General features: G+C 63.1%; 22 protein-coding genes and 1 pseudogene. 15 read left to right on the top strand and 8 right to left on the bottom strand.

Annotation, left to right across the window (positions count from 1 at the left end):
- Positions 1-95: 95 nt before the first annotated feature.
- The 6 genes from AC1MEK_RS13790 to AC1MEK_RS13765 all read left to right on the top strand — a co-directional run bounded on the left by AC1MEK_RS13790 (position 96) and on the right by AC1MEK_RS13765 (position 6,224).
- Positions 96-1,127 (top strand): zinc-dependent alcohol dehydrogenase, encoded by a 1,032-nt coding sequence (locus tag AC1MEK_RS13790; RefSeq protein ID WP_480396837.1) that lies wholly within the window; start codon positions 96-98, stop codon positions 1,125-1,127.
- 58 nt (positions 1,128-1,185) lie between these two features.
- Positions 1,186-2,520, top strand: a complete 1,335-nt coding sequence (locus AC1MEK_RS13785; protein WP_480396836.1) for an ABC transporter substrate-binding protein — start codon at positions 1,186-1,188, stop codon at positions 2,518-2,520.
- Between the two features lie 148 nt (positions 2,521-2,668).
- The gene (locus tag AC1MEK_RS13780) at positions 2,669-3,574 is read left to right on the top strand and encodes a carbohydrate ABC transporter permease (RefSeq protein WP_480396835.1); all 906 of its coding nucleotides are present in this window, start codon (positions 2,669-2,671) and stop codon (positions 3,572-3,574) included.
- Between the two features lies 1 nt (position 3,575).
- Positions 3,576-4,454, top strand: coding sequence for a carbohydrate ABC transporter permease (locus AC1MEK_RS13775; RefSeq protein WP_480396834.1), 879 nt, complete (start codon positions 3,576-3,578; stop codon positions 4,452-4,454).
- A gap of 35 nt (positions 4,455-4,489) precedes the next feature.
- Positions 4,490-5,482, top strand: a complete 993-nt coding sequence (locus AC1MEK_RS13770) for a sugar-binding transcriptional regulator (protein WP_480396833.1) — start codon at positions 4,490-4,492, stop codon at positions 5,480-5,482.
- Positions 5,483-5,504: 22 nt separating this feature from the next.
- Positions 5,505-6,224 carry an SDR family oxidoreductase gene (locus AC1MEK_RS13765; RefSeq protein WP_480396832.1) on the top strand — a complete coding sequence of 240 codons (720 nt, stop codon included), beginning with the start codon at positions 5,505-5,507 and terminating at the stop codon, positions 6,222-6,224.
- On the opposite strand, the gene AC1MEK_RS13760 is transcribed toward AC1MEK_RS13765, so the two are convergent.
- The gene (locus AC1MEK_RS13760; protein ID WP_480396831.1) at positions 6,211-7,731 is read right to left on the bottom strand and encodes a xylulokinase; all 1,521 of its coding nucleotides are present in this window, start codon (positions 7,729-7,731) and stop codon (positions 6,211-6,213) included. The two genes, AC1MEK_RS13765 and AC1MEK_RS13760, sit on opposite strands and share 14 nt — an antisense overlap.
- 194 nt (positions 7,732-7,925) lie before the next feature.
- Positions 7,926-8,159 (bottom strand): annotated as a pseudogene (locus tag AC1MEK_RS13755) (XdhC family protein); the annotation flags it as partial.
- A 113-nt stretch (positions 8,160-8,272) separates the two neighbouring features.
- On the opposite strand from AC1MEK_RS13755, the gene AC1MEK_RS13750 reads away from it, so the two are divergent.
- Both AC1MEK_RS13750 and sodC read left to right on the top strand, forming a co-directional pair.
- Entirely contained in the window at positions 8,273-8,680 is a 408-nt protein-coding gene (locus AC1MEK_RS13750; protein ID WP_480396830.1) for a PaaI family thioesterase, read from the top strand.
- A gap of 113 nt (positions 8,681-8,793) precedes the next feature.
- Positions 8,794-9,327: a superoxide dismutase [Cu-Zn] SodC gene (sodC, locus tag AC1MEK_RS13745; RefSeq protein ID WP_480396829.1), complete on the top strand. Its 534-nt coding sequence runs from the start codon at positions 8,794-8,796 to the stop codon at positions 9,325-9,327.
- Between the two features lie 62 nt (positions 9,328-9,389).
- Here sodC and AC1MEK_RS13740 read toward each other — a convergent pair whose 3' ends face one another.
- The 5 genes from AC1MEK_RS13740 to AC1MEK_RS13720 form a co-directional block, all read right to left on the bottom strand.
- Positions 9,390-11,840, bottom strand: a complete 2,451-nt coding sequence (locus AC1MEK_RS13740) for a TonB-dependent siderophore receptor (protein WP_480396828.1) — start codon at positions 11,838-11,840, stop codon at positions 9,390-9,392.
- Positions 11,841-11,935: 95 nt separating this feature from the next.
- Entirely contained in the window at positions 11,936-12,898 is a 963-nt protein-coding gene (locus tag AC1MEK_RS13735) for a FecR domain-containing protein (protein WP_480396827.1), read from the bottom strand.
- The gene (locus AC1MEK_RS13730) at positions 12,895-13,431 is read right to left on the bottom strand and encodes a sigma-70 family RNA polymerase sigma factor (protein ID WP_480396826.1); all 537 of its coding nucleotides are present in this window, start codon (positions 13,429-13,431) and stop codon (positions 12,895-12,897) included. Before AC1MEK_RS13730 ends, AC1MEK_RS13735 begins: the two co-directional genes overlap by 4 nt.
- Before the next feature lie 224 nt (positions 13,432-13,655).
- Positions 13,656-14,378: a dienelactone hydrolase family protein gene (locus tag AC1MEK_RS13725; protein WP_480396825.1), complete on the bottom strand. Its 723-nt coding sequence runs from the start codon at positions 14,376-14,378 to the stop codon at positions 13,656-13,658.
- On the bottom strand, positions 14,344-14,922 hold the full coding sequence (locus tag AC1MEK_RS13720) for a sterol desaturase family protein (RefSeq protein ID WP_480396824.1): 579 nt from the start codon (positions 14,920-14,922) through the stop codon (positions 14,344-14,346). The genes AC1MEK_RS13725 and AC1MEK_RS13720 overlap by 35 nt, the downstream gene beginning before the upstream one ends.
- A gap of 236 nt (positions 14,923-15,158) precedes the next feature.
- Between AC1MEK_RS13720 and ppnN the strand changes: the two genes are divergently transcribed.
- The 5 genes from ppnN to AC1MEK_RS13695 all read left to right on the top strand — a co-directional run bounded on the left by ppnN (position 15,159) and on the right by AC1MEK_RS13695 (position 23,207).
- On the top strand, positions 15,159-16,532 hold the full coding sequence (ppnN, locus tag AC1MEK_RS13715) for a nucleotide 5'-monophosphate nucleosidase PpnN (RefSeq protein WP_480396823.1): 1,374 nt from the start codon (positions 15,159-15,161) through the stop codon (positions 16,530-16,532).
- 164 nt (positions 16,533-16,696) lie between these two features.
- Entirely contained in the window at positions 16,697-17,290 is a 594-nt protein-coding gene (locus AC1MEK_RS13710; RefSeq protein WP_480396822.1) for an N-acetyltransferase family protein, read from the top strand.
- Between the two features lie 82 nt (positions 17,291-17,372).
- On the top strand, positions 17,373-22,139 hold the full coding sequence (locus tag AC1MEK_RS13705) for an AvrE-family type 3 secretion system effector (RefSeq protein WP_480396821.1): 4,767 nt from the start codon (positions 17,373-17,375) through the stop codon (positions 22,137-22,139).
- A gap of 50 nt (positions 22,140-22,189) precedes the next feature.
- On the top strand, positions 22,190-22,597 hold the full coding sequence (locus AC1MEK_RS13700; RefSeq protein WP_480396820.1) for a type III secretion system chaperone: 408 nt from the start codon (positions 22,190-22,192) through the stop codon (positions 22,595-22,597).
- Positions 22,598-22,760: 163 nt separating this feature from the next.
- On the top strand, positions 22,761-23,207 hold the full coding sequence (locus tag AC1MEK_RS13695; protein ID WP_480396819.1) for a CBS domain-containing protein: 447 nt from the start codon (positions 22,761-22,763) through the stop codon (positions 23,205-23,207).
- 161 nt (positions 23,208-23,368) lie between these two features.
- Here AC1MEK_RS13695 and AC1MEK_RS13690 read toward each other — a convergent pair whose 3' ends face one another.
- On the bottom strand, positions 23,369-24,049 hold the full coding sequence (locus AC1MEK_RS13690) for a hypothetical protein (RefSeq protein WP_480397025.1): 681 nt from the start codon (positions 24,047-24,049) through the stop codon (positions 23,369-23,371).
- Between the two features lie 279 nt (positions 24,050-24,328).
- On the opposite strand from AC1MEK_RS13690, the gene mltA reads away from it, so the two are divergent.
- Both mltA and AC1MEK_RS13680 read left to right on the top strand, forming a co-directional pair.
- Entirely contained in the window at positions 24,329-25,486 is a 1,158-nt protein-coding gene (gene mltA / locus AC1MEK_RS13685) for a murein transglycosylase A (RefSeq protein WP_480397024.1), read from the top strand.
- Positions 25,487-25,507: 21 nt separating this feature from the next.
- Positions 25,508-26,098, top strand: coding sequence for a GNAT family N-acetyltransferase (locus tag AC1MEK_RS13680; RefSeq protein WP_480397023.1), 591 nt, complete (start codon positions 25,508-25,510; stop codon positions 26,096-26,098).
- Positions 26,099-26,160 lie beyond the last annotated feature (62 nt).

Here is a 26,160-nt window from a genome sequence, read left to right as displayed (position 1 = left end):
CACAGGAATGTGTTTGGTCGCGAACTTGACAGCCAACCATTTCCCTCTACGATCATTTGTAATTCCAAAAATACAAATGTCAAGGAGCACACCGAATGCGGGCTGCGTATATCCATGGCATCCGCGACATCCGCATTGGCGAGCGGCCAGTGCCAGTGCCCGTGGGCGATGAAGTGTTGCTGCGGGTCAGTGCCGTGGGCGTGTGCGGCAGCGACCTGCATTACTACAAGGAAGGCGCCATCGGCCACGCCCGGATCACTCAGCCGTTCATCGCCGGGCATGAATTCGCCGCCCGCGTGGTCGAGGATCAGCCACAGCTCAATCTCAAGGCCGGGCAACTGGTGGCGGTGGATCCGGCCAAGCCCTGCGGGCAGTGCGAGTGGTGCCATCGCGGCCACGTCAACCTCTGCCCTCACGTGCAGTTTCTCGGCTCGCCGCCGCACACCCACGGCGCCATGACTGAATACATCGTAGTCGCGCCCAGCCAGATCTACCCCGTTCCCGATCACTTCACCCCGGTGCAGGCGGTGATGCTCGAACCGCTAGGCGTAGCCATCCATGCGATGGACCTGGCCGGCACGAAAAAACTCTTCGAAACCGTCGCCATCATCGGCTGTGGCCCCATCGGCCTTTGCCTGCTGCAACTGGCGAAAATGCTGTGCAAGAAGGCCGTCTACGCCATCGACCCGATCAATTACCGGACCGAAAAAGCCCGGCAACTGGGCGCCGATCAAGTGGCGGCCGATCACGCGGCGATTGCCGAGTGGACCCACGGCCGAGGCGTCGATCTGGTGCTGGAAGCGACCAACTCCCCGGAAGGTTTTCAGATCGCCGCGCAGTCGGCGCGCATTGGCGGGCGGGTGGTGCTGGTGGGTATTCCCGACGGCGATCAATACACCCCGTTGAGCGCGTCGCTGCTGCGGCGCAAGGGCCTGGATATCCGCCTGTCGCGGCGCATGGGCCACGTTTACGAACGGGCGATCGCGCTGGTGGCGCAAGGCCTGGTGGACGTGGATGGCCTGGTCACTCACCGCTTCGATCTGGCTCAGGCTAAACAGGCGTTCAGCTACCCCTCTGAGTTTCTCGATGGCGCCCTGAAAACGGTGATCCTGCCCAACCCGGAATGAAAACGCTGTAACACTCCCCCAACGTCATCCTCACCAACAAGAACAAAGAGGTCACGTAATGAACAAGCTGCTATGGAATGCCTTGGCCCTGTCAATCGCCCTGGGTTCAGGCGCCGCTCAGGCCTGGACCCTCGAAGAGGCCGCCGCGCCTTACAAGGGCACCGAGATCAAGGCGATTTTCCTCGATCGCCCGGGTTATGCCGCCGCCATCAAACTGCTGCCCGAGTTCGAGAAGAAGACCGGGATCAAGGTCAGCTACGAGATCATCCCGTACGAAAACACCCGCGAGCAGGAAGTGCTGCGCTTCAGCAGCACCGAGCCGCTGGACGTGGTGCTGACCGACGTGGTGTGGATTGGCGAGTTCGCCGGTAACGGCTGGCTGGAGCCGATCACCACCTTTACCAACGATGCCAAGCTGGCCGACCCTGACCTCAAGCTCGACGGTTTCTTCCCGATTTTGCTGGAATCCTTCGGCGGCTGGGACAAACAGACCTACGGCCTGCCGTTCGATAACTATTCGGGCCTGCTGTTCTACAACAAGTGCATGCTCAAGGACGCCGGTTTCGACAGGCCGCCAGCGACCTGGGACGAGGTGCTCAAAACCTACGGACCCAAGCTCACCGACAAGACCAAGGACCGCTACGCCTACGCGCTGCAGTCGCGCCGGGGCGAGACCCAGTCGGCAGACAGCTTCATGCGTTTCCTCTGGCCGTTCGGTGGCTCGTTGCTGGACGCCAACTTCAAGTCCAACCTCAATTCCAAAGCCTCTCAGGAAGGCCTGCAATTCCGTCAGGACCTGATGAAGTTCATGCCGCCGGGCATCGTCGATTACGACCACAACGAGGCGGTCAACGCGCTGGCCCAGGGCAAGGTGGCGATGATCACCGAATGGTCGGCGTTCTACAGCACCTTGGCCGACCCTGCGAAATCGAAGATCACCGACTGCCTGGGCGTGGCCACCGAACCCAAGGGCCCGGCCGGGCTGAAACCGGCGCTGGGCGGGTTCTCGCTGGGGGTCAACGCCAACTCCGGGGACAAACAGAAGGCCGCCGCGTGGCTGTTCATTCAGTGGGTCACTTCCGAGGCCATGGCCAAGCCGTACCTGGAAGCCGGTGGCGTCAGCGGGCGGATGTCGGTGTACAAGGACCCCGAGGTGCAGAAGAAATACCCGTTCGTGCAACCGATGGTGACCTCGTGGGAAGGCGGCGTGCCTGACTACCGCCCACGCTTCCCGCAATGGCCGGAAATCTCCGAAGTGGTCGGCGAAAACGGCACCGCCATCATGCTCGGCAAGACCAGCGTCGACGCCGGGGCCAAGAGCATTGGCAGCAAGATGGAGGACATCCTCAAGAAAGCGGGCTATTACGACGGCAAGGCCAAGCTCTTGAAATAGTGGTGATCCTGTGGGAGCCAGCTTGCTGGCGAATGCGGTGCGTCATTCAACATAGATGTATCTAGTCTGACGCCTTCGCCAGCAAGCTGGCTCCCACAGGGTCCTATGAGCGATTCAAGACTCGTGCTCGATTTGAGAGACATCTGCAATGTCCAACAAGAAAAAACCGGTGTTCCCGACCCTGTGGAACAACACCCGGGCCGCCCTATCCTTTCTCGCCCCGGCCACCGTCGCGCTGGCGCTGATCGGGATCTTTCCCACGGTCTTCGCGCTGGTCAATTCGTTCCGCCAGTACAACCTGGCGCGGCCCAAGGACCCGACGCCCTTCATCGGCTTCGACAATTACCTGAGCGTGCTGAGCGATGCCTCGTTCTGGGCGGCGCTGGGGCGGACCGGGCTATTTCTGGTCACCGTGGTGCCGATCCAGCTGGCGCTGGGCCTGATCATCGCCTTGCTGCTGCACAAGCCCGGGCTGTCCGGCTTCAAGCTACTGGCGCGGATGAGTCTGGTGATTCCGCTGGCCACCGCCCCCGCCGTGGCGGGCCTGATCGGGCGGCTGATCTTCAACCGCGATTTCGGGGTCGCCAACGCGCTGCTGGCGATGCTCAACGCCGGCCCGGTGGAATGGTTGGGCGACACCACCAACGCCTTCATTGCCGTGGCGCTGATGGACATCTGGCAATGGACGCCCTTCTGCGCCCTGGTGCTGCTGGCGGGGCTGACCATGGTGCCCAATGAGATCGAAGAAGCCGCGCGCCTGGAAACCCGCAGCCGCTGGCAGATCGTGCGCTACGTGCAGCTGCCGTTTCTGCTGCCCAGCGCCACGGTGATCCTGATCCTGCGCACCGCCGACATCCTGAAAATGTTCGACACCGTGTTCACCATGACCCGCGGTGGCCCCGGTGCCGCCACGGAGCTGGTCAGCGTGTACATCCAGCGCGTCGGCTTTCGTGTGTTCGATCAGGGCGTGGCGTCCGCGCAGGCGATTCTTCTTCTGATCCTGACCATCGTGCTGGCGCGTCTGTACATCAAATTCGTCTACCGGGAGATCTGACATGGCCACCGTTCCCGCCGGCAAAATCCCTGCTGTCTCCAACGTTTCTCCCAGCCTGACCCGGCCGCGCATGAAAGTCAGTGCCTGGCATCTGGTCGGTCTGTTGGCGATCTTTCTGTTCGCCGTGTTTCCGTTCTACTGGATGGTCGCCACCAGCCTGAAGACCCAGGCCGAAGCGCTGGCCTCGCCGCCGGTGTGGGCCTTCACCCCGCACCTGGACAACTACATCAAGGTGCTGTTCGAGCGCGACGTGCTGCACAGCCTGGGCAACTCGCTGATCGTCGCCGTGTGCACCACCGTGCTCGCGGTGGGCCTGGGCACACCGGCGGCCTACGCATTGGCGCGCTTCGAGTTCAGGGGCAAGGAAGACCTGTGGTTCTGGTTCATCACCAACCGCATGCTCAGTCCCATCGTCGTCGCCTTGCCGATCTTTCTGATGGCGCGCAACCTGGGCCTGATCGACACCCATCTGGTGCTGATCCTGATCTACCTCACCTTCAACCTGCCGATCGTGGTATGGATCTGCACCGACCAGTTTCGTGGCGTGCCCAAGGATCTGGACGAAGCCGCGCGACTGTCCGGCGCCTCGCGCTTCACCATCTTCTGGCGCATCGCCCTGCCGCTGGCGATGCCGGGGGTGGCGGTGTCGGCGATCTTCTCGTTCATCTTTTCCTGGAACGAACTGCTCTATGCCCTGGTGCTGACCCGCAACAGCGCGCGCACGGCCCCGGTGACTGCCACCAGTTTCATGAGCGGCTACGACCTGCCCTGGGGCGAGATCATGGCCACCGGCACGCTGATCGTGTTCCCGGTGATCATTTTTGCGTTGATGGTTTCAAAGCATCTGGTACAAGGTCTGACCATGGGCGCCGTGAAATAGGCGCCCCGCCTCCAGGCCATACCAAGGACATCGCCGTGCAGAATCGCTATCCGGAATTTACCGCCGACGCCGACACGGTGAACGCGGAGGATCAACTGAACATCCGTATCGCCTGGTACTACTACGTCAACAACATGACCCAGCAGCAGATTGCCGATCGCCTGGGCCTGACCCGGGTGCGGGTCAACAAGGCCCTGGCCACCTGCCGCGAAACCGGCGTGGTACAGATCCGCATCAACTCGCCACTGGCCTCCTGCGTGGAACTCGAAGAGCGCCTGCAGGAGCGCTTCGGCCTGGAGCGGGTGACGGTGGTGCCCTCACCGGACGATCCGTCGAGCATCTTTCGCGTGCTCGGTGTCGGCGTCGCGCCGAGCATCGAAGAGTACTTGAGCGACGGCTGCATCATCGCCGTGGGCTGGGGTCGCACCCTGCGTCAGGCGGTGCGCGAGTTGCAGGGCCGCTCGCTGCCCAACAGCACCGTGGTCTCGCTGCTCGGCGGGCTGCATTACGGCTCGGCGAACAACACCGTGGAGATCGCATCGAGCCTGGCCGGGCTGTTGGGCGGCTCCTATTACTACCTGGCTGCCCCGCTGTTCGCGCCATCTGAGCGCTACCGCGACATGATCCTCGCCGAAACCTCGGTGCAGGCGGTGCTGGGCAAGGCTCGCGATGCCGACGTGGCGCTGCTGACCGTGGGCGATCTTTCCGAGCGCTCGCTGATGCTGGAGCTGGGCCTGGTCAACCCCGAAGACGCCCGCTCGCTGCGCGCTGCCGGTGCCGTGGGCGACCTGCTCGGGCGTTGGCTGGACCGCGACGGCATCGAGGTCAATCACCCGCTCAACCGCCGCGCCATTTCGCTGGACCCGGACGACCTGCGCCAGATCAAGAAAGTCGTGCTGGTCTCCGGCGGCCCGTACAAGGCCGAAATCATTCGCGCGGTGCTGTTGCGCAATGTCGTGCACGAACTGGTGATCGACGAAAGCGCGGCGCTGGAATTGCTCGAACAGCCACATCCACAAGACAGCTGACTCAACCTCTGGAGCGACCGCCATGCCCTCCCACGACTTCATCGGCAAACGCATTCTGGTCACCGGCGCGGGCAAGGGCATCGGCCGCCAGACCGTCGAATGGCTGCGCAATGACGGCGCCACGGTGATCGCTCTGGGGCGTAACCCGGCGGACCTCGCCTACTGCGAGCAAACGCTGGTGGTTGATCTGGCCGATGTGGCCGCCACCCAGGCCGCCGTGGCGTCGATGCTGCCCATCGACCTGCTGGTCAACTGCGCCGGTGTGGTGGAGCTCGAATCGTTTCTCGACACCTCGGTGCAGACCTTCGATCAGATGATCGCGGTCAACACCCGCGCGCCGATGGTGGTGGCGCAGGTGGTCGCCCGGGACCTGATCGCTCGCGGCGTGCCGGGCGCCATCGTCAATGTGTCGAGCCTGGCCGCTGCGGTGGGAACCCGCGATCACGCCGCCTATTGCGCCTCCAAGGCGGCGCTGGATGCGCTGACCCGGGTCATGGCCGTGGAGTTGGGGCCGCATGGCATCCGGGTCAACAGCGTCAACCCGGTGGTGACCCTGACGCCCATGGCCCACAAGGCCTGGAGCGATCCGGTCAAGGCCGCTTCGATGCTCTCGCGCATCCCGCTGGGGCGTTTCGTGCAGCCTGACGAAATCGCCGCGACCATCGCCTTTCTGCTCAGCGATGATGCAGCGATGATCAACGGCGTGACCCTGACCGTGGACGGCGGCTTCAGCGCCGGTTGAGCGCGGCCAGGCGCGGGTACAGGTCACGAAGCCGAGGGTAGAGTTCGCTGTACAGCGCCAGCAATTCGCGATGGAAATCGCGCAGCGCGGGGTTGGGTGTAAAGGTCTCGCCGCCCTGGGTCATGGCCTGTGCGGCACTGGCGAAATCCGCGTACCAGCCCGCGCCGACTGCCGCGGCAATCCCGGCGCCCAGGCTTGACGCTTCCTGGGTGACGGCACGAATCACCGGGCGGTCGGTGATGTCGGCGATGATCTGGCACCACAACCGGCTCGCCGCGCCGCCGCCAATGGCGACGAAGGCGTTCACCGGCTCGCCGGTTGCTTCGACCATTTTCTGCGTGGCCAGCGCCTGTTCCAGCGCGATGCCTTCCAGCACGGCGCGATAGATCTGCGCCCGGCCATGGTCCGGCGACAGCCCCAGCAGGCAGCCCCGCGCATCCTGATCCCAATACGGGTTCATCACCCCATTCCAGTACGGCAACAGAATCAGCCCTTCGCTGCCGGGGGCGACCCGCGAGGCTTCTATCTCCAGGCGGATCAGGCTGTCGGGTTGAGCGACCACGTCGATCTCGAAAAACTGCCGCAGCAGGCTGTTGATCAGCAGCGTTCCCGAGCGCAGCGAGGTTTCCAGCACATAGCCTGTGCGATCGATGGCGCAGAGCGTGCGGAAGGCGTCGTTGACCCGCGGCGTTGTGGCATAGACGCCGGAAACGATGGCCGTGCCCAGATTCAGGTACGCCGTGCCGGGGCTGACCACGCCGATACCCAGCCCGCCCGCCTGGCTGTCGCCGCCGCCCGCCACCACCGGCGTCCCGACGGGCAGCCCGGTCAACTCTGAGGCATTTTTGCTGACAGCACCCAGCGCCGTGCCGGGAGCAACCGCTGCGGGGAAACACGCGGGGTCGAGGGGAATCGGCAACGACTGCAACACGTCCGGCGCCCACTGATGCTGATGAATGTCGAAGGCGCCGAACGGATCGGCACTGGCCCAACTGGTGACGAACGCGCCGGTCAGTTTGCGCACCAGCCAGGCGTGGGGGTCGTAGACATGGCGGATCTTGCGGAACAGTTCAGGCTCGGCGTCGGCCAGCCAGGCCAGGCTGTAGATCGCCGGCGCCCAGTCATGGGGCTTGCCGGTGATGCTGTGCAGGCGCTCGTGGCCGACCCGTTTGCACAAGGCCGCCACCTCCTCCTTGCGGCGCTCGTCGAGCCAGAGAATGGCCGGGCGCAGCAGGCTATCGTCTGCGTCGGTGACGGCCAGGGTCTCGCGCTGATTGACCACTGCGACGGCTGCAATGGCCTGGCCTTCGATCTGTGCCAACAGCGCCTGCAACGCCTGCCGGGTAGCCCGCCACCAGTCTTCGGGGTCCTGCTCATAGGCGTTCGCCTGCGGCCGCGACAACCCCAGCGGCGCCCGGCCCTGGGCAATCAGGCGGCCGTGGGCGTCCCAGGCAATGGCCTTGCAGGTGGTGGTGGAAAGATCGATACCGATAACCAGCCCGTGCATGCGCGCCCTGCCTCATCAACCGTCCTTAAAGGAGGGAGAGATTAGTTGAAATCGTCATGAGCACCCAAATACCAACGGGCCTGGTTCCGTGATGCTGAACAATACGTCCCGTAGCAGTCCGGCTTGCCGGCGTTCTGCCGCGCAGCGGCAGTGAAATCAGGCAACCCGGTTTTGTCAGGTAAACCGCATGTACAGGTTTTGCTGCCCAGCGCCAGGCCGATGGGCGCATGAATGCGTTCGAGCGTGGCGGCGTCCATCCCGGCAATGCGCTGCAGCCGTTCCATGCGTTTGGCGCTGGTGTTTTTCGAGCCCATGACGCCGATGTAGAACGCCGGCAGGACCGGCTCCAGGCGCACGTTGTCGAGCTGCAGCGGTTGCTGAAATTCCTCACGGGGCTCGCAGATGATCACCTCGAATCCAATGCTGCGGCGAATTCGAAAATGGATGCATCAGGCGATAAAGACGCTGATGCTGCCATCGCATTGACAACCTCAGGCCTGCTCATCGACGCTTGTGCATCGAGCCCACGCAGGAGCGCAAGATGGCGAGCAAAGACGAAATCTCAGCATTTATCGCACGGGAATTTCCGCAGACGCGGATCGTGGTCGAGGCGGTCGGTGATCAGCGGGCGACCATTTCCCAGGTCGTCGAGCATGCGGATTTGCGCCCCGGCGGCACGGTGTCCGGCCCCACGCTGATGGCGGTGGCCGATGTGGCGCTGTACGTGGCGGTGCTGGGGGTGATCGGCATCGTGCCACTGACCGTGACCACCAGCCTGACCATCAATTTTCTGCGCAAACCCGAAGCCGGGCGGCGGATCATCGCCCAGTGCCAACTGATGAAAGTGGGCAGGACCCTGGCCGTCGGCGAAGTCTCGCTGTATTCCGAAGGCCTGCCGGAGGCGGTGGCGCACGTGGTGGGCACCTATTCGATTCCGCCACGCAATTGAACATCACGGGCGCGAACCTTCATCCGGGGAAACACTCTAAACCCCGCTCGCCTGTCAGCGCGCCAGGCGCTTGAGCTAACCTGCTTCTCCCCCACTTCATCGATGGAACGCATATGAAACCTTATCTGTGGCTCGGTCTTCTCGGCACCCTTTCCATGGGCGCCCTTTCTACGGCGGTTCAGGCAGAAACACTGGATGTGCCGATCAATCTGGTCAGCGTCGAAGGCGCACCGCAACCCATCGGCCAGGTCACCATCAGCGAAACGGCCTATGGCCTGGTCTTCACCCCCAAGCTGAGCGGTCTGCCCGCAGGCATCCATGGCTTCCATGTGCATGAAAACGGCAGCTGTGACGTGGGTGTGAAGGACGGCAAGAAAGGCGCGGCACTGGCCGCCGGCGGGCACTTCGACCCGGCGAAAACCGGCAAGCACCTGGGCCCCTACGCCGACGGTCATCTGGGCGACCTGCCAGCCATCTACGTCAACGCCAAGGGCGTCGCCGATTACCCGGTGCTGGCGCCACGCCTGAAGAAAATCTCCGAGATCAAAGGCCACGCGTTGATGATTCATGCAGGCGGCGACAACCACTCCGACATGCCGATGCCTCTAGGCGGTGGCGGTGACCGGGTGGCTTGCGGCGTGATCTGACCCTTCATCGCACTGTAAAAAACCGCTCATGCCGCCTGGCATGAGCGTTTTTTTTGTGCGCCTCAGAACTTCCAGCGGGCGTTGACCACCGCATTGCGCGGCTCGCCGTAGCTGCCAGAGTTGAAGGTGCCGAGGCCGTCGTAATACTTCTTGTCGAACAGGTTGTTGACGTTCAACCCCACGCTCAGGTGCTCGTCGACCTTGTAGTTCGCCAGCAACCCGACCACACCGTAGGGCCGCTGATGGGCCTTGGTGGCGAAGTCTTCGTTGACCGCGTAGATGTCGCTCTGCCAGGTCATGTTGCCGCCCACGGTCAGCTTGTTCAGCTCGCCCGGCAAGCGGTAGGTGGTGCCCAGCTTGAACAAGTTCATCGGCTGATTGGTTTCCACCCGGTTGTCGTCCTTGTCATGGGACTCGCGGTAGGTGTAGCCACCGATGATGTTCCAGCCCGGCAGGATCTCGCCGGAAATCTCGGTCTCGATGCCGCGCGTGGTGGTGCCGCTGATGGCCCGGTAGATTTCCTGCGCACCGCTGTCGTCCACCAGTTGCGGGGTGTTTTTCTGTTTGACTTCGAACAGCGCGACGCTGGCGTTGAGCGCGCCGTCGAGGAATTCGCCCTTCAGGCCGATTTCATAGTTGTCGCCTTCCAGCGGTTGCAGCGAGGTGCCGCCAGCGGTCTTGTAGAAGGTCTGCGGCAGGAAGATGCTGGTGTAGCTGGCGTAGACCGAGTAGGTGTCGTTGAGGTCGTAGATCACACCGGCATAAGGGGTGACCACGCCCGTCTTTTTGGTGCGATCGCGGGCGGTGGCTTCGCCGGTGAAATCGTCGCTGCTGTCGTCGCGCTGGTTCCAGTTGCTGACCCGGGTGCCGAGGATGATCGACAGCGAGTCGGTGGGTTTGAGCCGCAAGGCGCCGTACACGCCGTTCTGGTTCAGGCGCGTGAGATTTTCCTCGGTCTTGCCCAGGTGCGGCTTGCCGCCGGGGTTGCCGTCGTATTCATAAATGTTGTCGACCGGAGGCGTGGCACGCTCGTAGGTCGGGTAGTTGAGGTGGGTGTAGGCCACATTGGCACCGAACACCAGTTCATGCTCACGGCCGCCCAGCTGGAAGGGCCCTGTGACATAGAGATCGGCGTTGTCCTGGGTCTGGTAGCTGTCCAGCCGGTTGACGAACATCGACACCCCGGTGCCGGTTTCGAACTCCGGCGCGCCGGAACTGGCCGAGCCCACTACGCCATGGCGGTAGGCGTATTGATGGCTGTACGCGGCTTTCAAGCTCCAGTCGTTGGCCAGCTTGTGCTCCAGCACCGTGGAGAAGTTGTAGTGGCTGTTGTCCAGGTAACTCCATTTCGCGCCAGGGTTGAACGAGCGGGAGAAATGGGTCGCCGTGCCGTTGCTGTTGAACAGCGGAATGTGGCCGAAGCTGACGCCGTCCGAATCGTTGTTCTGGTAGTCCAGGCTGAAGCGCAGCAGGGTGTCTTCGCTCAGGTCGACATCGACGGCGCCGTACATCACGCGCTTTTCCGTGCTGTACCAATCGACAAAGGAGCGGGACGTTTCGTAGGCACTGACCAGCCGTCCGCGAATGTTGCCGCTGTCGGTCAACGGGCCGGACACATCGGCCTCGGCGCGGTACTTGTCCCAGGCCCCTGCCTCGCCGTACACGTAGCCCTGGAAATCCTCCGTCGGGCGCTTGCGCACCAGGTTCAGTGTGGCCGAGGGCGTGCCCGCGCCGCTGAGCAAGCCGGTGGCGCCGCGCACCACTTCCACCCGGTCATAGATCGCCATGTCGGCCAGGGTGCTGGTGAACTGCTGGGATTCGTTGGCCGTTTGCGAGGGAATGCCGTCGTACTCGAAGTTCTGGATCTGGAAACCGCGTGAATAGAAGGTGTAGCGATCGCTGTCGCGGTGGTTGCTGGACAAGCCCGGGGTGAACTTGACCACGTCGTCCAGCGAGGCCAGGTGGTGATCGGTCATGACCTGCCGCGGGATCACGGTGACCGACTGCGGGGTTTCCTTGAGCGACAGGCCCATCTTGGTCGCGGTGCTGGTCTGGCGCGGCGTGTAGGTGCCGCTGTACTCGGTGGTCTCGTCGATGCCGGTGCTGACCACGCTGGTCGCGCCCAGCTGCATCGCCTGGGAGGTGTCGGCGCGGTACAGCACATAAACGCCCTGGGCACCGGGCGTGGCGATCAGGCCAGAACCCGCCAGCAGCGTGGCGAACCCCTGCTCGACGCTGTAATTGCCGTTGAGCCCCGCGCTCTGTTTGCCATCGGTCAACCCGGCCTGGAACGACAGCACGATGCCCGCCTCGTTGGCGAACCGCCCGAGCACCGCCCCCAGCGGCCCCGGCGCGATGGCGTAGCTCTTCTGCACGCTGGCCGCCTGGGCATAGGCGCCGCCGAGAAACACCGGCTCCAGCCAGGCCAGGGACGCCCCGAGCAAGGCCAGTTTCAGGGTGTTTCTCGGCTGGAATGCACCTGGCTGTGCAGGCTTTTTGTTCGGGCTACGCATGCGCTCTCCTGAAGCCCCGGCAAGGGGCGTTGTAAGGGTTTCTCACAAGGAGTCGCGCGAGCCGCTGCAAATCGACAATGTCTTTGCGAAAAATTTTATGCGGTAGTTTTTTTCGCGATCAAACGTGTCCAAAAACCGGTGTGGCGCTCGACACCCACCGGCAACGAACGGGCGATGGCCGACAGCGCCAGATCGATGTCATCCAGCGGAAAACTGCCGGAAATCCGCAGATGCGCGACCTCAGGCGCGCAGCCCAGGTAACCGCTGCGATAACGCTGCAATTCGCCAATCAGACGGTCCAGGCGCCAGCCATCGATCACCAGCCGACCGTTGATCCAGGCGTCGGCAGAAGGGTCCAGCCCATGCTGATCGAACAGTGCCTGGGCATTGAAGCTGACGCCCTGGCCGCTGTTGATTACCGGCTGTTCGCCCGTGGCAGCCTGCGGGCGGACCGCAACGGCGTGTTCGAATACGGCCAATTGCGTGAAGCCGTCCTGCTGCCTGACGCTGAACCGGGTGCCCAGCGCCTGCATCGCGCCCTGGGCGCTGCGCACGATAAAGGGCCGGGCATCCTTGGCGGTGGCCACGTAGATCTCGCCTTTTTGCAGCACGAGCAGGCGCGTTTGCCCGGTGTAGGCGATGTCCACGGCGCTGTCGGTGTTGAGCACCAGGGTGCTTCCGTCATCGAGCTTGAACGTCAGTCGTTCGCCAGTACCGGTGCGCAGATCTGCCAGCAACACCGGCGCCTGACGATAGCCCGCCCAGCCCAGTGCACCGACCCCGATACCCAGCAGCAGACTCTTGAGCAACGCCCGACGCCCGCTGCTCGCCATGCTCCGCCCTGCCCGATCAAGCACCTGATACCCCAGTGCGCCCTTGGCATTGCCCAGTTGGGTCTGCAACAGGCCCACCCGCTGCCACGCCCACTGATGCAGGGGATGTTCGTCGTGCCAGGCTTGCCATTGGCGTTGCAAGGTGGCGTCGCCGGGGGCTGCGCCAAGGCGCGCGAACCAATGGGCGGCAAGGCTCAAGGCCTGTTGTTCGGGCGAGCGGCTCACTGCTCGTGTTCCAGCGCGAACAGCAGGCAATGCTCGGTGGCGCGGGCGATGTATTTGGTGATCGAACTGACGGAAACGCCCATCTGCGCGGCGATGTCCTTGTAGCCCAAACCCTGCAATTGCGAGAGCAGGAAGGCTTCCTTCACCCGGGCGCCGAGGCCCGTGAGCATGGCGTCCAGCGCGTGCAGGGTTTCCAGCAGGATCAGCCGTTCTTCCGGGGAGATTGCATAGCGCTCAGGCTGCTCGGCCAGCACCTGCAGATAGGCCTGCTCCACCGAGGTGCGGCGAAAGCTGTCGACCATCACTCGCCTGGCGACGGTCACCAGAAAGTGTCGCGGTTCGATCAGGTCATGGGCCACCGGCGCCTTGCGCTCGGCCAACAGCACCCGCATGAAGGTGTCCTGGGCCATGTCCGCCGCTTGATGCGAGCAGCCCAGCCGACCACGCAGCCAGTTCACCAGCCAGCCATGATGCGCACCATAAAGCGCCGCGACGCCTTGGGAGTCGCTGGTAGAAGAGGAAGAGACGGGCATGATGAGAATTGCGAACAAATGATAATTGTTCGCAATATATTTCAATCGGACACATTCGGCAATCTGACAACCGGTTAATCGCGCAGAGCACGTCGGGCCCGTGGGAGTGAGCTTGCTCACGAAAGGAGCCGTGCATCCTCGGCAGATCCATCGGCTGAAAAAATATTCGTGAGCAAGCTCACTCCCACCGGGTTAGAAGTCAGCCGCGTGTAACGGATGCTGAATCAACCCCAGAGAGTGCGCCCAAAGAAGGTCAAGGTACGGTCCCACGCCAACTGTGCCCAGACAGGATCGTACTGGGTGCCTGCAATCCGCCCGGTGCCGATGGCGGTTTCGTTGGCGAAGGCGTGATGCGCCAGGTAGCGATGGAACTCGATGTCGACCCCGCCCTCGCCGAGTTTTTCTTCCAGTTTGTCGACGTTTTCCGCCGGGAAGAATTCGTCCTGGGTGGCCCAGTGCGCCTGCACCGGCACCTTGATGGCCTTGGGGTCGAGGTATTCGAGGGGCGGCATGCCGTAGAACACCACGCCTGCGGCAAGCTCCGGAATGAAATTCAGCGCCAGCAGGGTCAGCGCGCCGCCCATGCAGAAGCCGGTGACACCGACGTTCGGCGTGTGGCCCTTGAGGTACTGCACGGCGCCGCGGATGTCCTGGGTGGCGGCATCGGCGAAGTCCAGCTTGCTCATCAGGTGATGGGCTTCTTCCTCTTCCACGGTCATTTCACCGCGATACAGATCCGGCACCAGCGCCAGATAGCCCGCAGCAGCAAGGCGATCGGCGACGCCGCGAATCTGCTCGTTGAGGCCCCACCATTCCTGAATCACCACGATGGCCGGGGCGCCTTCGGTCTTGGCCGGGCTTGCCAGATAACCGCTGACGTCCTTGCCGTCCGGGCGCTTGAAGGTGATGGTCTTACCTGTTGCTGGGTGTGCTTTCGATTGAGTCACATCGGTCTCCCGAGCCTGTGAAGAGGTTGATGGGCGTCGCCACTGCATCGCTGGCGGGCATTTCCCGCGGGCGACGTTGTTCGGCATGACGCATCTCGCGCAGCTGTTTTTGCAGGGTCGCCACCGGGGGCGCATACAGAAAGCCGAACGACACGCTGTTGCGCCGGCCCTTGACCGCATGGTGCATCAGGTGGGCCTGATACAGTCGCCGCAGGTAGCGATGGCGTGGCCGCGGCCGCGTGGGCCAGTGGCGATGGACGATGCCGTCGTGGAACAGAATATAGATCAGCCCGAACGCCGCCACACCCGCGCCCACCCACTGCAGCGGATCATGGCCGCTGTTGCCCAGCACGATCAGGCCCACGGCGACCAGGCCCAGCACCAGCAGGTAGATATCGTTGGTTTCGAAGGCGCCCAGATGTTCCTCGTGGTGCGAGCGGTGCAAGAACCAGCCCCAGCCGTGCATCACGTATTTGTGCGCAAGAAAGCCCACACCCTCCATGGCGATCAGCGTGGTGAGGAAAATCGTGAAGTTGAAAATCATGAGTTGAAAATCATAGGAGTTGCATGGCCACGGGGGTCCGGACGTCGAGGTGCAGCATACCGGGCCACGGCTGAAAATCAAAAATCGCCGAGCGAATGGAAACGGCATGCAGCTACTGTTTGCTTTCCTGTGCCAGCCATGTAAAACATGGCCCTAGGGTGAGCGCACAACTCGCTCACTGTACTAATGCCTGCCATCGAACACGGATGACCGGCATCGCTTTCAAGGAATTCAGAATGGCTCCAAGACACGTAATCAATGCCCAGGTCAGCCCCAAAGGCAGCCTGGAGACTCTGTCGCAACGTGAAGTCCAGCAGCTCAGCGCCGCAGGCTCGGGCAGCACCTACAACCTCTTCCGCCAGTGCGCCCTGGCTATCCTCAACACCGGCGCCCATGTCGACAACGCCAAAACCATTCTCGAAGCCTACAAGGACTTCGAAGTCCGTATTCATCAGCAGGATCGCGGCGTACGCCTGGAACTGCTGAACGCCCCCGCCGACGCGTTCGTCGACGGCGAAATGATCGCCAGCACCCGGGAAATGCTGTTCAGCGCCCTGCGTGACATCGTCTACACCGAAAGCGAACTGGACAGCCAGCGCATCGACCTGAGCAACTCTCAGGGCATCACCGACTACGTCTTCCACCTGCTGCGCAACGCCCGCACCCTGCGCGCCGGGGTCGAGCCGAAGATGGTGGTGTGCTGGGGCGGCCACTCGATCAACACCGACGAGTACAAATACACCAAGAAAGTGGGCCACGAACTGGGCCTGCGTAAGCTGGACATTTGCACCGGCTGCGGCCCCGGCGTCATGAAAGGCCCGATGAAGGGCGCGACCATTGCCCACGCCAAGCAGCGCATCCATGGCGGGCGTTACCTGGGGCTGACGGAGCCTGGCATCATCGCCGCCGAAGCGCCTAACCCGATCGTCAACGAGCTGGTGATCCTGCCGGATATCGAGAAGCGTCTGGAAGCCTTCGTGCGCGTCGGTCACGGCATCATCATTTTCCCGGGCGGTGCGGGGACGGCCGAAGAGTTCCTTTATCTCTTGGGCATCCTGATGCACCCGGACAACGCCGGCCTGCCCTTCCCGGTGATCCTGACGGGCCCGCGCAGCGCGGCGAAGTACCTGGAGCAGTTGCACACCTTCGTCAGCGCCACGTTGGGCGAAGAAGCACACAAGCATTACCAGATCATCATCGACGACCCGGCGGAAGTGGCGCGGCAGATGACCGAAGGGCTGACCGCCGTGCGCCAGTTCCGTCGCGAACGCGCCGACGCGTTCCACTTCAACTGGCTGCTCAAGATCGAAGAAAGCTTCCAGCGCCCCTTCGACCCGACCCACGCCAATATGGCCAGCCTGCAACTGTCCCGCAGCCTGCCACCCCACGAACTGGCGGCCAACCTGCGCCGGGCGTTTTCCGGCATTGTGGCGGGCAACGTCAAGGACAAGGGCATCCGCCTGATCGAGGAGCATGGCCCGTATGAAATCCATGGCGACGCCGAGGTGATGCAGCCGTTGGACCGTTTGCTGCAGTCGTTCGTCGAGCAGCACCGGATGAAGTTGCCGGGCGGCGCGGCGTATGTGCCGTGCTATCGCGTGGTTTCATAAGCAACACACGCCGGACGGCGACGGTTGTTCACATCCTCAATCTGTGGGAGCCGGCTTGCTGGCGAATGCGGTGTGTCATGCAATATTGATGTATCTGACACGACGCATTCGCCAGCAAGCCGGCTCCCACAAAACATATCTGCGTATCACCCGCTGGAACTCAAATGATCAACATCCGCCCCATGACCGCCGCCGATTTCGAGGCGTTCTGGCCCACTTTCCAGGCCGTGATCAAGGCGCAGGACACCTATGCCTATGATCCCGACCTGACCTTCGAGCAGGCGCTGCAGCTGTGGCTCGAATACCCGCTGCACACGCTGATCGCCGAACAAGACGGCGTGCTGCTCGGCAGCTATTACCTCAAGGCCAATGCTGCAGGACCCGGCAGCCACGTATGCAATTGCGGCTACATGGTCACGTCAGAGGCGCGGGGGCGCGGCATTGCCCGGGCAATGTGCGAACACTCGCAGCAACTGGCGCTGGACAGCGGTTTCAGCGCCATGCAGTTCAACTCGGTGGTGGCCACCAATGAAGTCGCGGTCGCGCTGTGGCAAAAGCTGGGCTTCGACACCGTCGGCCGCCTGCCCCGCGCCTATCGTCACCCCCGCCTGGGCCTGGTCGATTGCCTGGTGATGTACAAATGGCTGGCCGACATGCCGGCCTCGCGCAAGGCCAAGAGCCCGCTGCTGATCGGCCGCAAGAACATCGAATCGGTGGTCTCCCGGCCCCGTCGCCCGCGCCCGGAAAAACCTGCCTGATTTATCTTCGAGCCGTTCTGGAACCGCTTCTGCGCTGACGCCACTCAGTCCACACAGTACCCACTGCATGGACGGCGTCAGCATGGTTTCGCTCCCACAATTTCTCAGACCCAACGCCACGACTGCCACTGGCGCAGTGCACAACGGCCCGCCCGCCAATACCGGAGGGCCGCAACAGCGCACGGGCGTGATGGGCCGCATGGCGGCCGCCAGCCAGTCGCTCAGAACCCATGGCCGGAACCTTCGGGAGGGCATGTTCCGCGCGCGCCAGACAGACGCGACAGCCGTCCCCCGCAGCGGACGTTCGGCTCCCGCCACCACTGCCGCGCCCCCTCCCGCCATGGAGATGGGCACGCGGATGAACATGGCATTGGATGGCAAGCAACTGGTACTGGGCACGGACGGTCGCACCAATCGCACAGAAGAACTGCTCGATGGCGTACTCAACAAGCCCGGTGCCCAGTACAAAGCGCTTACGAAAATACCCGAGGCCCCAGGCAAGACCGAATACCTGCTTGTCGATGCCCGCGACCGACTGGTCCATGCCCACGCCAGCGACTTGGCGGTTTCAGTGTTCAAGAGCAGCCAGACTCAAATCAACGCCGCCCTCGTGGCTCGCCCCGACAACGCGCATCGCGCACAGATCACCGGTGTACACGTCGACAGCCACAACCAGGCCTGGCGTATCCACGAGAAAAAACTCTACGCGCTGGAGGATGATGGCCGGTGGCAGGAGCGCAAGCGTCCGGCTGGCGTCAAGAGCCTGCACAGCATGGGCGACGGGCAGGTCTATGCGCTGGGCGAAGACGGCAAGGTCCGCTCACTGCAGCAGCCGAACCTGCCGCTGGATTTCACCCACAAGGTGTCTGCCCTGGGTGCGACTTCCACAGGCCGCTTGATTGCGCTGTCAACCGACGACGACGGCAACACCGTGCTGGAGCGGCTCAAGGCCTTCAGCGAAGACCTGCACGACATCCAGCCACTGCGCTTGCCGGCCGGCATCAATCACGCCGAAGCCTTTACGCCCAAATCGGTGGCGGTGATCGGTGACACGCTGTTCGCGACCTGCGCCTCGGGCAAGCTGCTCAAGGCGCACATCGCCGATCACGACGACATGCCGTCGCTGGACCCCGACGCCGACGCTGACAGCTACGAGCCAAGGCCTCCGACCCCGGGCCTCGATCTGCAACTGCAAGTGGAGCAGCCACGCCCGCGCCTGCAGGACACCTTCGGCGAACACAGTTTCAGTGACTTGTTCCATGACGACCAAGGCCAGCTGCACGCTCGCATCAAGGACCAGAAAGGCGTCGAACACAGCGCGGCGTGGGACCATCAGCTCAATGACTTCAGGCCCGGTTGGCACATGGGCGCGCTGGTCATGGACCGCCAGAAAGGCCTGCCGGCCCTGCTCCCCGAGGCCAGCCAGCAGATTCGCCTGGCGCGAGGAGCCATCGCCCGCCACGGCGACGATCTGTTGACTCAGGATCCGCGCACCGAGGAGTGGAAGAAAACCAGCGAAACCGACATCAAGGGCCTGATCGCCGCGAAGGACGGCTTTGCCTACCTGATCGACAAGGACAACAAGCTCAAGCAATTGAAAGTCGCGCCCCAGGCCACCGCCCACGACCTGGGCAAGGGCCTCGATCTGGCCCTGCCCGGGCGCGGCACCGAAGCCAAAGGCACGATCCTGCGCGGCGCCGAGCACCTGAGCGTGGAAAAGGCCGCCGTGCAGAACGACCAGCGCTACCTGACCCTGAGCGCCGGCACCCTGCGCCTGCATGACCAGAACGGCGAGCGCGCCACCCTGCCCGCCGTGCCGGGCAACGGTAACATCACCGGCATTTCCAGCGAAGGCAAAGACTGGTTCGCGCTCAAGGACGGCGTGGTGCAGCAACTGAGCGGCGCTGCCGCCGACCCGAAAAGCCTGTCCGCCGACCGCCAGTGGCAGGCGGCATCCACCGCTGGTTTGCCGGATGGCGCAACGCCGCAGGATCTGTACACCGACAATGAAGGCCGCATGTGCCTGAAGGCCTCCGTTGCAACACCCACCGAAGCCGATGCCAACGCCCGCGCCGACCGCGAATTCGTTCACGACGACAACGGCCAGTGGACGCCCGCCACGCCCACGGCGCCCGCCGCCGGCACAAACCACCAGCACTTCAACGACCTGACCGCCGGCGAGCCTGACTTCACCCGCCGGGGCAACATCAAGACCAACTTCAACGTGCTGGGCCGCAACAACGTCGAGACCGCCCGGCTGAAGAACTACGCGCCCAATACCCTGACCCAGAACTACGTGACCTCGCACCTGGCCTCCACCGGCGCGTTCAAGGTGCCGGCTGACAGCGTGCAGCACGCCTGGTCCGGGCGCGAAGGGCTCAAGGCGGTGTACCGGCACGAAATCGACGCGCTCAAGGAACTGCGCTCGGATGCCAGCCACAGCCCGCTGAAAGTGGCGAAATCCACCGCCGCGCGGCTGGACAGACTGGATTCGCTTACGTTGAGCCCTGAGATGGCCGAACTGACCGAAATCTTCAAATGGTTTCACCAGAGCGTCGCCGACGACATGCAGAAAACCCTGCGAGAACTCGCGCAGGACAAGGGCGCGCTGCTCAAGAATGGCGACAACAACCTGGCATTCCGCCCTGGCAAGCCACCCAAGACCGACCTGCTGGCCGAAGTCTCTCAGGTGCTGAAAAACAATGGCGGCACTGACACCGACGAGCTGGGCGCGATGATCAAATCGTTGCGCGACCACGGCTTCACCCTCGAACACCGCAACCCGGAATCGTCACTGGATAAATCCCGTGTGCGCGGCGACAACCAGGCACTCCTGTGCGCGCGGCTGGCGGTCAACGTGCAGGTGATGAAAGAACTGAGCAGCCAGCTCGACCGCATGGTCGTGGATGCCGGGCAGCCCCACGGCGCGCGGCCCGAGCGCATCGCACAACGGCTGGCCGATCTGCACAACGACGCCTGGGAAGGCAACCCGATCAAGCGTTACACCGACGCCGGCTTTCGCAGCTACGCAGCGCTGGAAGCCAGTTACGACGCGACCAAGAGTCTGCTCAAGTACCTGCGCAAGGAAAACCACCCGGTCAAGCGCAACGCTCTGGAAAGCCTGAAGTCGAGCAATGACGCCGAGCTCAAGCGGAACCTGACCCAGGCCCTGAAGGAACTCGAACCCCGGGAGAGCCTGAAGATCACCCGCAACTACGGCGGCGGCATCACCGGCGGGGTCAGCGGCCCGGCGGGCGATTCCTTTCTCGGCTTTCGCGGTTCGATCGACCCCGACCGCACCTACGGCCTGACCTTCACCCGCTTCGACCGCGGCCTGAAAGTGGCCCTCAACCGCGAAGGCACGGTCAGCGGCACCGCCAGTTTCGGCTTTGGCGGCGGCATCACCGACGTCAAGACCACGCCCGGCGACAGCCACGAGAACCACCAGACCAACGGCGGCTGGTTCGGCGCCAGCCTGGACGCCAAGCACAAGTACAGCGACAACACCGCGCTGAGCTTTTTCATCCGCGACGATGAGCTGGAAGGCTTTATGAATGACCTGATGACCACGCCGCTGCATCGCAGCAAAAACCCCGACGGCGGCGGCCTCAAGCCCATGGAACTGCTCAATCGCAGCGTCGAACAGGAAGTGCGCACCACCGCCAAGCACAACTTCGACCTGGAGCTGGGCGCCAACGTCGAATCACGGACCAACTATGGCCAGACCGACGCCGAGCCGGTGGCCGGTTTCATGCGTTTCGGCGTGGGCTTGCTGGCCAACGCCGCCCTGCTCAGCGCCGAGCGAGAACGCACCCAGGGCCGCGGCAACGACGGTTTGAAAACCGACATCTACAGCAGCAACCGCGCGCGGTTTCTGGAAAAAGGCTCGGTGACCGGCTACGGGCGGATGTTCAGCACCATTTTCACCTCGCGCCCGGACAACCTGTTCGTCGCGGGCGGCGCACCCATGGGCATCGCCGCCAGCCTGTCGCTGGACAGCAAGACCGGCAAAAGCTACGACGTGCGCTTCAAGGACGCCCTGCCGGTGCAGGCCAGTGATGTGAAGAGCCTGGAAAGCAGCCTGGAGAAAGCCTTCCCCGAATTGAAACGAGACAAGGCCGACGAGCGCAGCGTCGACGAGCGCCTCGCCAGCCTGCACACCCAGTACGGCAGCCAGCGGGCGGTCAACGATGCCCAGCATTCGGCGCTGATGAGCCTGGCCCAGACCCGACGCCAGCAGCAAGCCAGTGCCCAGGGTGGCAGCCTGATGTCGTTGATGGACATGGTGGTCAAGCACAGCAACGTCAACCGGGTGGATCAGGCGGCGCTGACCAAGCGCGGCATTGATGTGGTCAAGCAAATGCTCGGCAAGGACGTCAACCCCGGCAATGCTGAGCGCATCCACGACCTGATGAACGCCGACCCGCAACTCAAGGCCTTGCTCGACGAGCTGAAAAGCGCCAAGGGCACGACCCGCGCCGAGCTCAAGCTGGAAGTGACCGACAGCTTGAAAAAGGAAATCGAAGACGCGGCGATCAAAGGCACGCTGACTGACGCCGGGTTGAAAAACCAGCTGTCCAATCGCGACAACCTGCGGATCAAGAGCATCGCCATTTTCACCAGTGCGGCCAAGGACGACTCGCTGGGCGTGCCCCTGCCCTACGTCAGCTTCAAGAGCGGCAGCGCGCTGGCCATCGAGCGCCTGCGTGGCGAAGTCAGTTTTGAATATGGCCTTGATCAGACCACGCCGAAGAAATTCAGCCTCGATGGCGAACTGGCCGACAAGGCCGATTCGCGACCGGCCCGGGAGATGGCCGTGGATGACCATGGAGCCTTCCGCCCGGCGTGATGTCTGTGCTGTTGCAAGCCACCGAATTGTAGAACCAAGGAGCTTTATTCATGACCCTCGCCAACGCACTGATCGACGCACTGGGCAAGCAGTTGGGTACGCCGCTGAAACTGGAAAACGGTGTGTGCGCGCTGTTCGACCAGGAACGTGAAGTGGCCATCATCGAAATCCCGGCTTCCGGGGACGTGGCCATCCTGCATTGCAAACTGACCTTGCGCCCCGACCCGGGCCTCTATGAGCGGTTACTGCGCCTGAACTTCGACACCGGCGCCATGAGCGGTTGCTGGCTGGCGCTGGATGAACACAGCCATGTGCGCCTGTGCAGCGAGTTGCCGCTCGACGGCCTGAGCGAAGCCGGGTTCGTGCACTGGGTGCAGGGTTTCGTGCGCCAGACCCACGAGATTCCGGGCCTGTTGCGGGTGCACACGGCGGCGGCGCCGGTCCGGCGTTTCGTCTGATCAGTCGGCCAACGCGCTGAAAAGTGTGACAAACGCCGCCAACTGACGTTTTTTGCCAATTGCACGCCGCTTCCAAACTTGCCGGAATGCCATCTCTCTACGATTCTGTAGGGACGGCCCGACTCCGCGGCCGCGATCACAAATACGTGCCGGAGAGGCCAGCATGACGACCGTAGCCGAACTACTGAAGTTGAAAGAAAAGCACCACGGTGAAGTTCATACCGTCAGACCTGACCAGATGGTGATCGATGCGATCAAGTTGATGGCCGAGATGAACATCGGCGCCGTGCCGGTGGTCAAGGACGGCAAGGTGGTGGGGATCGTCAGCGAACGTGACTACGCGCGCAAGATGGAACTGGCCGGACGCGCCTCGGTGGGGACGCCGGTCAGCGACATCATGACCCACGAAGTGAAAACCGTCGGTGGCCATCACACGGTCGACCAGTGCATGAACATCATGACCAACGGCCGCCTGCGGCATTTGCCGGTGGTCGAAGACGGCAAACTGGTGGGGCTGCTGTCCATCGGCGACCTGGTCAAGGCAGCCATCGCCGAACAGGCGCGGTTGATCCAGAAGATGGAAGAGTACATTCGCGGGGATTCTTACTGATCGATGCAGGGCTTGCTGGCGAAGTTGTCCTCACGATCGCTCCCGCGGGCAAGCCCGGCTGCTACGGGATTTGAGGCGCTTGCATGTTCCAAGTCAAACCCCGGCCCCGTAGCAGCACGGCTTGCCGGCGGGGCGATTTCATATTCACCGCACAATCATGCTCACTGCACCGGCAAGAAATTCAGAAACAACAGGCTCTGCGCATAATTGAGCCCGATCCGCCGATAGCGCTCATCGAGCATCTGCGCCAGCAAATCCAGGCGCGCCACGATCTTGCCGAACTCGGTGGCGAAGCTCAGGTTGCTGCCCTCCTCGGAAATCTCGTTGGAAAACAGCATCAGCTCGCCATTGGCATTCTGCCGCTGGCTCAGCAGCCAGGTGGCCTTCTCGATGTTGCGCGCCGCGTTGCTGACGAACTTCGGATTGATCTGATCGGTCATGAAGAATTCCAGCTTGCCGCCGTGGGCGGTGACCAACATGCTGCCGATCGCATAAATGAATGCACCGACCCGATCACCCAGAAACTCAGGGCTCAAGGCATAACTCAAGGCTGCCAGATCGCGCCGGTTGCCCAACTGCGGCAACGGCGTGCGCTGCTCGATGGCGTTGCGCACATTACGTTCGGCAGACCGCGCATCGACAAAGCCGGACTTGCGCCACTCGGCCGGGTTGCGCAGGTACAGCTTGCTCATCAAAAGATACAAACTTTCCAGGTTGTCGTGCATGGCCAGGGTCGCCATGCGATCAACGCTGGTCTGGAAGAATTCCTGCGGCCGGGTTTCGCTGAACTGGGTCGCCATGTCGCGACCGTCCTGACGCGTGCAACCCGCGGCGCAGAGCATCGCCAGGCACACCGCCAGCAGGGCGCGCCCCGTCCGGCGCACTCGAAAATCAAAAGAATCAGAGGCCATCTATCACAAGCTTCAACAGTCTGGACGCCGCGCGGCTCGCGGCGTCCCGGCCATGGATAGAGCCGCAAACCGGGAAAAAGTGCGATATCGGAGGAAATTGCCCTGCCCTGCACGCAGATCGGGTCGGGAAAACTCGACACCGATTTGACGCCGCCGCCGCGTTTCACCAAGCTAGCCGCCTTCACTTGTTTTCAGGAAACACCCCGCGTGATGACCCCTAGCCTGCACTGGCGCCGCTTTCTGTTCTGCCTCGCCCCGCTGATCGCCCTGCTCGCTGCCTGTGACGGCGGTGCGCCCAAGACCAAACCGTCCGAAGCCACCACCTACGTCAGCGTGGAATGGGACAAGCTGCCCGCCGTGAGCGATCAGGACCTGATGTCCGGCTACAACAGCTGGTTCTCGGCCTGCAAGCGTCTGGCGAAAGATCCGGTCTGGGGCAGCACCTGCACCATGGCCGCGCAAGTACCCGCCAACCCGGCGGCGGTGCGCGAGTTCCTCAAGAATCAACTGCAGGTCTACAGCCTGCGCTCGGCCGAACACGGCGCCAACGGCCTGATCACCGGCTACTACGAACCGATCTACAAGGGCAGCGAGCAGCACAATGATGCCCACCCGGTGGCGATCTACGGCGTGCCGGATGACTTGATCATCGTCAATCTGGACAGCATCTACCCGGAACTCAAGGGTAAACGCCTGCGCGGCCGTCTGGATGGCCGTATCCTGCGCCCTTACGACGACGCCGCCACCATCGGCGAAAAAGGCGTCAACGCGCCGGTGCTCGCCTGGCTGGAAAACCCCATCGACCTGCAATTCCTGCAGATCCAGGGCTCGGGTCGCGTGCAACTGGAAAATGGCCGCCAGCTGCGCATCGCCTACGCCGACCAGAACGGCCACCCCTACAAACCGGTGGGCCGCTGGCTGGTGGAACAAGGCCAGCTGACCAAGGACGAAGTGTCCATGGGCCGCATTCGCGACTGGGCCATCGCCCACCCGGACCGTGTGCATGAACTGCTCGGCAGCAACCCCAGCTACGTGTTCTTCACCCTGCGCCCGGACAGCAACGAAGGCCCGCGCGGCTCGCTCAACGTGCCACTGACCGCCGGCTACAGCGTGGCGATCGACCGCAAGGTGATTCCGCTGGGCAGCCTGCTGTGGCTGTCTTCGACGCGCCCGGACGGCACGCCACTGGTGCGCCCCGTGGCCGCGCAAGACACCGGCGGCGCCATCGCCGGCGAAGTGCGCGCGGACATGTTCTGGGGCACCGGCGATGCAGCCGGGGAGCTTGCGGGCAACATGAAACAGCAAGGCCAGATCTGGATGCTGTGGCCCAAAGGCGCAGCGCTGCCCGATGCCAAACCCAAGGGATGATTGCGCGTGAGCACTGAAGTGATGGAAAGCGAACAGGTGGTGTTGAGCGGCAAGGCGGTCGAGTTGCAACCGCTGCAGGATTTCCACGGCGCCGATCTGGTGAATGCCGCCACGGACGGCGAGTTGTGGAACATGAAAGTCACGGTCATTCCCGGGCCCGAGACTGTCGATGGCTACATCGCCACCGCCCTGGCAGGTCGCAAGGCAGGCAGCGTGATGCCGTTTGCCATCGTGCAGCGGGAAACCGGCCGGATCGTCGGCAGCACGCGCTTCTGGAAGATCGACCGCAAGAACCGCAAGCTGGAGATCGGCCACACCTGGCTGGGCCAGTCGGTGCAACGCTCCGGCCTGAACACCGAGATGAAATTCCTGCTGCTGCAATACGCGTTTGAAAAAATGCAGTGCGTGCGTGTGCAGTTCACCACCGACGAGCTCAACGAAAAATCCCGCGCCGCGATCCTGCGCATCGGCGCGAAACAGGAAGGCATCGTGCGCCACGAGCGCATCATGCCGGACGGGCGCAAGCGCAACTCGGTGCGGTTCAGCATCATCGACGACGAATGGCCTGAGGTGAAAGCCATGTTGCTGGCGAAGATGGGCCGATTCACCTGAAGCCACCTGCGGCAGCGTGTCGCCGCTCTGTTGGCCGAAAAGCCTTGTCCAGATTGGCCGGG

This window comes from Pseudomonas sp. 2 (assembly GCF_056627435.1).
This window is presented reverse-complemented; position numbering and strand designations above follow the sequence as displayed.